Here is a 6,861-nt window from a genome sequence, read left to right on the forward strand (position 1 = left end):
CGTGGATCCGCCGCACCGTCCGCCTCCCCTTGCGGCCCTTGCCCGCCTCCACCCTCAGCCACTCCGACAGCTTGTCGGCGAACGGGTCCAGGCGGCTCGGGCGCTGGGGGACCTTGAACCGCACCTCCACGGCATCCGACCGCAGGTACTTGCGGATCGTGTTCCGCGACAGGCCCGTCCGCCGCTCGATCTCGCGGATCGGGATGCGGTCCCGGTGGTGCCACCGGCGGATCACGCTCAACAACTCCATGTCGATCACTCCGATAACCCCGGCCATCCGGCCGGGGAGGTGAACAGACACGGGTCATTTCTCAGCGAAAACTTCGGCTCCTACAGGGTCAGCTCTCAGTGCAAATCAACACTCTACGTCCCGAGTTCCTATCGGGGCGAGCCGGTGCCGCTGGTCGTCATGCTCCATGGCTGCACCCAGTCGCCGGATGACTTCGCCGCGGGTACCGGGATGAATGCCCTGGCCGAGGAACACGCCTTTCTCGTGGCCTACCCCGCGCAGCCAGCCTCGGCGAACGCGCAGAAGTGCTGGAACTGGTTCAGCCCCGGTGATCAGGAGCGTGGCCGCGGGGAGCCGGCGCTCATCGCCGGCATCACCGGCCAGGTCATGGCCGATTGGGTGGTGGATCCGGCTCGTGTCTACGTCGCCGGACTCTCGGCCGGCGGTGCCGCGGCCGCCATTATGGGGGAGGCGTACCCCGACCTCTACGCTGCGGTGGGCGTCCACTCCGGCCTCGCATGCGGGGCAGCACGCGACATCCCCTCGGCCTTCGCCGCCATGCGTGGAGGTGGCGCAAGGTCTACGGGGCGGAACGCCGGCGCGGCGGCGGGTTCCCATGGCGGTCGGGTCGTCCCGACCATCGTGTTCCACGCGGATCGCGATACGACGGTGAACCCGGTCAACGGTGACCGGGTAATGGCCCAGGCCGGTGCGGGACGCCTCCGCACGACGGTCGAGCAGGGTCAGGTTTCGGGCGGGCACGCGTACAGCCGCACCCTCTACAGTGGCTCGGATGGCGAGACGGTGCTGGAACAGTGGGTCGTTCACGGCGGCGGCCATGCGTGGGCCGGCGGGAGCCCTGCAGGGTCCTATACCGACCCGAAGGGACCTGACGCATCCCGTGAGATGCTCCGGTTCTTCCTCGACCATCCGCGTCCCTCGCCCAATGGCTGAGCCGGATGGATCGGATAAGATCGAAGACCTGGAGCGGCGAGGGCGGTCGTAGGATGGTCGCCACCCCGCGGAAGGGCATGAGGCGACGAAACCGTCGTCTCGGATCTGTACCGGTGGCGACGGAGACGGTGGTCCCGTCCAGGCGTTGGTGAACCGTTCAGCCCATTGACGCGGAATCGCCAGGGGATGTCCATCAGTGCAGAACAGTCCACCAGAGCGCCAGCCAACCTCCGTCGTCCTGGGGGACCTGTTCCTGCGAGTGCCCGCCGAGCACGTCACACTCGACTGGCTCCTGCGGGGCTTGGGCGACCGGTCCTTCGGCGTGCTTCTCCTCCTCCTGGCGCTCCTCGGTGCCCTGCCCGGGGTGTCGGTCGCGGTCGGCCTCCTCCTGCCCATCCCGGCCTACCAGATGTTGCGCGCCCACCCCGGCCCGGTCTTTCCCCGCGCGGTGGCGGCGCGGCCGATCGCGGCCCGGCCGCTCGCCCGCCTCGTCCGCGGCGTCGTCCCGGTCCTCCGCCTGCTGGAGAAGGTCGTCCATCCCCGCTGGACCACGCCCTTCGAGACCACCAAGCGCGCTGTCGGCGCGGCCGTCCTGCCGGTCAGCGTCGGCTTCTTCGTCCCGCTGCCGCTGAGCAACATCCCGCCGGCCCTGGTCGTCGCCCTGATCGCCTTCGCCTATGTCGAGCAGGATGGCTTGCTGCTCCTTGTCGGGCTGCTCACGGCGGCGATTGTCGTGGCCGGCGCAGCCATCCTCGCCTGGGAGGCGTTCAGCGCTACGGGCTGGGTGCCTGGCCTGCTCTAGGAGGAGCCCGCCCGCGACGATCATCGTCTCCGTGAAAATCAATGACGGCTTGGTCATGGCCGCCGACAGCGTACCTCGCCTACTGCTGGTTTTGCCGTCTCGGGTTACCGAGCCGGTGCCGGACCACTCGACCCTCAGCAAGAACCGGCACGGCCGCTTTCGTGACAGCGAACGGCGCGTGGCGTCGTTGAGGTGGATGACACCAGAAGCAGAACACCCTTGCTTCAGTGCTGGTCAGTCGGCATATGTCTGGCATACCCCAACTTGGAGGGTTCTGATATGCCGCAGTCCCACCCCGCACCCCGGCAAGTCCGCTTGTTTCGTAACAACCGGAATCAGGCTGTCCGGATACCGGTGGAGTTCGAACTCCCCGGCAATGAGGCCATCATCAGCCGCGACGGTGATCGACTCATCCTTGAACCTGTCCGATCCAAGAACCTTTCAGCGTTGCTCGACAGCTGGGAGCCTATGGAGGAGACCCTTCCGGACATTGAGGATCCGCTACCGGTCGCTCGGGATATCTTCTGATCGTGCTGTACATGTTGGACACCAACATCGTCAGCGACTTGATCCGCAATCCTACCGGAACAGCAGCGCGCAAGGCGAGGGGGGCGGGGGCCGCTGTCTGCGTCAGTATCATCGTGGCAGCAGAGCTGCGCTATGGCTGCGCCAAGAAGGGATCATCCCGGCTCCTCGAGCGGGTAGAGGCCTTCCTTGGTGCGGTGCCAGTGATGGCGCTCGAGGTTCCAGCCGATGCCGAGTACGGCGGGTTACGAGCCGAGTTGGAGGCGGCGGGTCAGCCGATTGGCGGAAATGACCTGCTGATCGCCGCGCATGCTTACGCCCTGGAAGCCACTCTCGTGACAGCGAATGTTGGAGAGTTCCGACGCATCCGCGGCCTGCGGGTGGAAAACTGGCTGATACCGGGCTGACCACTCTGGTGTGTTCAGAGCGAACACACCTGGTCTTCTCCTTGGCGGACTTACTCGGCGGCCATCATCCGCCGCGACAGTTCGTTGTCCTGCGCCACATCGCGCAGCACGATGCCCAAGCCGCGGCCGTCGGTGAGCTCGGCGGCGAGTTCGTCCACCACACCGGCCTCCGCCCGGGCGTCCAACTCGCCGCGTTTCAGGCGCTCGTTCTTCCGCCGGTCGATCTCGTCCACGGCGGAACCGCGCGGGAACACCCGAGACAGCCGCCGTAGCGCCTCCTTGAACCCCAGCGCCGCGTACAGCCGGTTGCGAAGGGCCGTGTCACCGGGCGTCGTGCTCAACGCCCACAGCTCCACTGGCCCCAGGAAGTTCACCAGCATCTGCTCGTACTTCGCGCCCCCGGCCAGCAGCACTGCCAGGAACGGCGCCCCCTTCGGGCCCGGCCCCTGCAGGGCGAAGCGCACGACGTCGGCGCTGGCCTTGCTCAGCCCGAAGCGCTCGATGACCTCGTTGCACTCCTTCTCGTCGCCGGTCTTGAGGATGAACCGTCCCGTGGACTGGCCGACAAGCTCCTCGCCCATGTCGCTCAGCCGTTGCGACGCGAAGCCCAGCTGCAGGTTGTGCTTGCGCCCTTCGCGCACGTCCAGTGCAGCCTGATCGCGAACCTGCGGACTTCCCTTGGTGCGGTGCCACTCGTCGTAGTCGAGCCGCTTCACCGACTCCATGATCTCCTGGAACCGGCTGCGCTGGTAATCGCGCACCTTCTCCGGAACGTATTCGGCGTAGTCCGGGTGCAGGGTGAAGTTGCGCGCCAGGATGTGGCGCGCCAGCAGGTACATCATCTCCGTCTGCCGGTCGTTCACCGCCGAGCCGGTTGGCGCCACGGCAGCGAGGTCGAGCACGATGATCCGAGCCGGCCCGAAGTCCAGCCTGGTCGGTGCGTTCAGCGTCGGGAACTTCTTGATGACGTCGTAGATGTATCGCTCGAAGAGCCCGATCGCGTCCTCGCTCGTGGTGGAGATCTTCAGTCCGTCGAAGATGTCGCGCACCTGATCGCCTCTGGCCGCGACCACCAGATCTTCAAGGGTCGGAACCGCATGGCGTTGCGCCACCTCGGCGAGCCGCCATTCCTGCCGGTCGATCAGGGCGTCCACCACGTCCCGCCACCAGGGCTCGGCGTGCTCCAGCACAATGCCGTGCCTCGACAGCGCGGCATCGACGGCCGGCTCGACACCGGCCCGGTAAGGCTTCGGGGAGCCGCCGGGGACGTCGGTACAGAGGCGGTAGGCCTCGTCGATGACGTAGCCGATCAGCTGGCTCAGGCCCTCGAAGGGCGTGTTCTGACCCGGCGGCATGGTGGCAAGGGACAGAAAGTTCTGCAGGAACGCCTTCTCCATGGGCAGCGGATAGGTGCAGCCCACCTGCAGGTCGAAGATGTTGAACTCGTAGCCCGCCCGGAACTGCATGGTCACGAAGATGGCCTCGTGCTCGCGCTCCGGTCCCAGCGCCTCGCGCACCAACCGCACGAACCCCTGGGCGGAGGGTCCGATATCGGCCTTGCCGATCAGCGGCAGCTTCGCCCCGCGCGAGCCCAGAACGGCGGTGCTGAGGCACAGGCCGAGGTTGATCGTGTTGGCGAGCACCGACTTCCCGGAGCCCGGCGGGGCCACGAAGATGTCGCACACGAGCGGGCGCTTGGAGCTGCCGGCGGGCTCGTAGGGCCAGATCGCACCGTCGGGCCGGGTGAACAGGACCGATCCCTGCTCCCAGGGCGAGGCGCAGCGGTTCCAGGGCAGCATGGCGAAGGCGTCGCCCAGCAGCGCGATGCCCGGCGTGCCGGTCGAGGCGAGTGCCAGGGCCGGAACGCTGCTCAATGCCCCTTCCAGGGGGTCGCCCGAGATGCTGGTGGCCTTGCAGTTGCCCCAGCCCTCCAGCCGCTGCGTCAGGGTGGAGGCGCGACGGCGGAGTTTCTGGGTGTCGCCGGTCGGTGCCCAGGTGGCGAAGGAGGCCCTCAGCTTGACCCCGACATGGCCGTTGTCGTCACGCTCCTGCTTCAACGCCTCGAAGGCGCGGCGGACGTCGGCGTTACCGGGGAACATCGAGAACGCCGTGGCGCCGATCGACTTCAGCAGCATCGCCGAGCGCCCGCCACCCTCGATCAGGATCGAGCCGCGCCAGGGGATACGGTCCTGCCCTAGCCGAGCCGACAACTCGACAAAGGGCCGGGGGTCTTCCGGTCCGACCGCCATATCCACGGGAGCGTAGTCGTTGTCGCCGATCCGGACCCGCTGGCCGCCCTGGGTCTCGGCGTCGGCGTGGAAGATCTGCTCGCGGATGGCGGGCCACAGCATGCCGGGCGCGGCATCCACCTTTCGGGCCTCGTCCTCGGTGGCCCTCGGCATCACCCGGTCACCCATGAGGGTGGCCTTCCAGTCCGACCCGGAGGTCTCGCGGTACACCGCCTCTCGCACCAGCTTCAGGGCCTCGTGCGCGCCCAGCCCGCGGGTGGCGATGTCGTTGGCCTTCAGGGCGGCCTCGACGCGCAGCACGAAGGCGTCGTGGCGCGCCGCCATGACCTCGGACCGCAGATAGTAGCGTTGGCTGTCACCCGCACGGGGCCCCGCCTTAGCCAGGGCGGACTGCTCCTCCCCCATCTGCTTGCGCTCCTCCTTGGTCAGGACGGAGCGACGGGTCCACAGCACGTAGTAGGCCGCCTCCCACCGCATGACCTTGGGCCAGAGCGCCGCGCGCTCATTGAGCACGTCGCTGACGTCCAGCCCCAGTTCGCGCGCGATGGTTCGACAGGAATGGAGGTTGAGACGGTCGATCTCGACGGCCGACTGGTCGGGGTCGGAGATGAACCAGCCCATGATGGCGTGGCCCGGATCCTCCAGGGCGCCCGACAGGTCCATCCGTTGGGCGAGCGCGATACGCTCGACGTCGGCGCGGGTGGCCATCCTCCGCATGCCCTCGATGCGGATCACGCTGAGGTAGTCGGAATGCTTGGTCACGAGGGCGTCGCCATGCGTGGTCTCGACGTCGCAGAACGTGCCGATCGGCTGCTTCAGGGTGAGGGACAGGCCCGCCAGGAGGCGGGAGATAGCGCCGATCATGCGGCCCTCCTTGGAGCTGCGGGGTGTAGAGCGGGGAGGGGGGCGGAGGACACCGGGACCGCAGGCCTCGGTTCGGGACGGCCGGCCCAGGCGCGGAGGAGCCCGGGATAGACGTCCCGCCCGCCCACCATCATCCGGCCCGTGGGCACTAGCCGGATGCCCCCCAGCAGGTTCGCACGGCCGCGGTAGGCGCCGGGCGTGAGCGCCAGCAGCGCCGCACCCAGCACGCCGGGATCGGACGTCTCCAGTCTTGCCCGGGCCTGTTCCTCCCGGCCGAGCAGGGCCGAAAGGGCCCGCCACGCGGCCACCGCGGCGTCGGTGGCCCTGGCGGGGGGCACCTCCAGCGTGGGGTCGGCATCGCCGTCGAGCAGGGCGAGGTGTGCCGAGCGCGTCAGCATGAACACCGCCGCCTGGCTCATCTCCGGCAGCCACGCCAGCACGGTGGACCGCTGGCGGGCGGCGACGTCCAGGTGCTGGGCGAGGTGGCTGCGAATTCCACGGGATGGTGGGCAGTGATTCCACGGCATCGTGGGCAGCGGTTCCACGGGATGGTGGGCACGGATTCCACGGGATCGTGGGCACCCTGTTGAGGGTTGCCTGGGGTGGATTGCCGACAGTCTGAGCCGGCTAAGGGACCTCGTTCTGAACGGGGTCTGCCTGATGCCTACTGAGAGATTGTCGATGCGACGGATCCGCGACGTACTGCGTCTGAAGTTCGAGGCTGGACTGAGCGACCGGACCCTTGCGGCCGCGGTTGGCATCAGCAAGGGAGCGGTGGCTGCCTATGTCTATCGTGCCCGGGCGGCTGGGCTGTCCTGGCCGTTGCCGGCC

General features: G+C 68.1%; 5 protein-coding genes and 3 pseudogenes. 5 read left to right on the forward strand and 3 right to left on the reverse strand.

The window, feature by feature from the left end; genetic code table 11:
- Positions 1-250: pseudogene (locus BUB97_RS26650) on the reverse strand (IS21 family transposase); the annotation flags it as partial.
- A 39-nt stretch (positions 251-289) separates the two neighbouring features.
- On the opposite strand from BUB97_RS26650, the gene BUB97_RS24955 reads away from it, so the two are divergent.
- The 4 genes and pseudogenes from BUB97_RS24955 to BUB97_RS24970 all read left to right on the forward strand — a co-directional run bounded on the left by BUB97_RS24955 (position 290) and on the right by BUB97_RS24970 (position 2,917).
- The gene (locus BUB97_RS24955; RefSeq protein ID WP_073140541.1) at positions 290-1,183 is read left to right on the forward strand and encodes an extracellular catalytic domain type 1 short-chain-length polyhydroxyalkanoate depolymerase; all 894 of its coding nucleotides are present in this window, start codon (positions 290-292) and stop codon (positions 1,181-1,183) included.
- Positions 1,184-1,379: 196 nt separating this feature from the next.
- A complete protein-coding gene (locus BUB97_RS24960) occupies positions 1,380-1,985 on the forward strand; it encodes an exopolysaccharide biosynthesis protein (protein WP_073140543.1) in 606 nt (201 codons plus the stop codon).
- Positions 1,986-2,059: 74 nt separating this feature from the next.
- Positions 2,060-2,155, forward strand: a pseudogene (locus tag BUB97_RS26050) (transposase); the annotation flags it as partial.
- A gap of 369 nt (positions 2,156-2,524) precedes the next feature.
- A complete protein-coding gene (locus BUB97_RS24970) occupies positions 2,525-2,917 on the forward strand; it encodes a type II toxin-antitoxin system VapC family toxin (protein WP_073140552.1) in 393 nt (130 codons plus the stop codon).
- A gap of 50 nt (positions 2,918-2,967) precedes the next feature.
- Here the strand turns inward: BUB97_RS24970 and BUB97_RS24975 are convergent, their stop codons facing one another.
- Together BUB97_RS24975 and BUB97_RS24980 are read right to left on the reverse strand one after the other, a co-directional pair.
- Positions 2,968-6,030 carry an ATP-binding protein gene (locus BUB97_RS24975; protein WP_073140547.1) on the reverse strand — a complete coding sequence of 1,021 codons (3,063 nt, stop codon included), beginning with the start codon at positions 6,028-6,030 and terminating at the stop codon, positions 2,968-2,970.
- Positions 6,027-6,557, reverse strand: coding sequence for a hypothetical protein (locus tag BUB97_RS24980; protein ID WP_073140549.1), 531 nt, complete (start codon positions 6,555-6,557; stop codon positions 6,027-6,029). Before BUB97_RS24980 ends, BUB97_RS24975 begins: the two co-directional genes overlap by 4 nt.
- Positions 6,558-6,690: 133 nt before the next feature.
- Here BUB97_RS24980 and BUB97_RS27130 point away from each other — a divergent pair.
- Positions 6,691-6,861, forward strand: a pseudogene (locus tag BUB97_RS27130) (IS21 family transposase); the annotation flags it as partial.

The organism is Muricoccus roseus, assembly GCF_900141905.1.
GTDB lineage: Bacteria > Pseudomonadota > Alphaproteobacteria > Acetobacterales > Acetobacteraceae > Roseomonas > Roseomonas rosea.

What these genes read in the sequence shown, in the direction of transcription:
- BUB97_RS24970 (WP_073140552.1), top strand. Translation starts at nt 2,525, where the DNA reads ATGTTGGACACCAACATCGTCAGCGACTTGATCCGCAATCCTACCGGA.
- BUB97_RS24975 (WP_073140547.1), bottom strand. Translation starts at nt 6,030, where the DNA reads ATGATCGGCGCTATCTCCCGCCTCCTGGCGGGCCTGTCCCTCACCCTG.
- BUB97_RS24980 (WP_073140549.1), bottom strand. Translation starts at nt 6,557, where the DNA reads ATGCCGTGGAATCACTGCCCACCATCCCGTGGAATTCGCAGCCACCTC.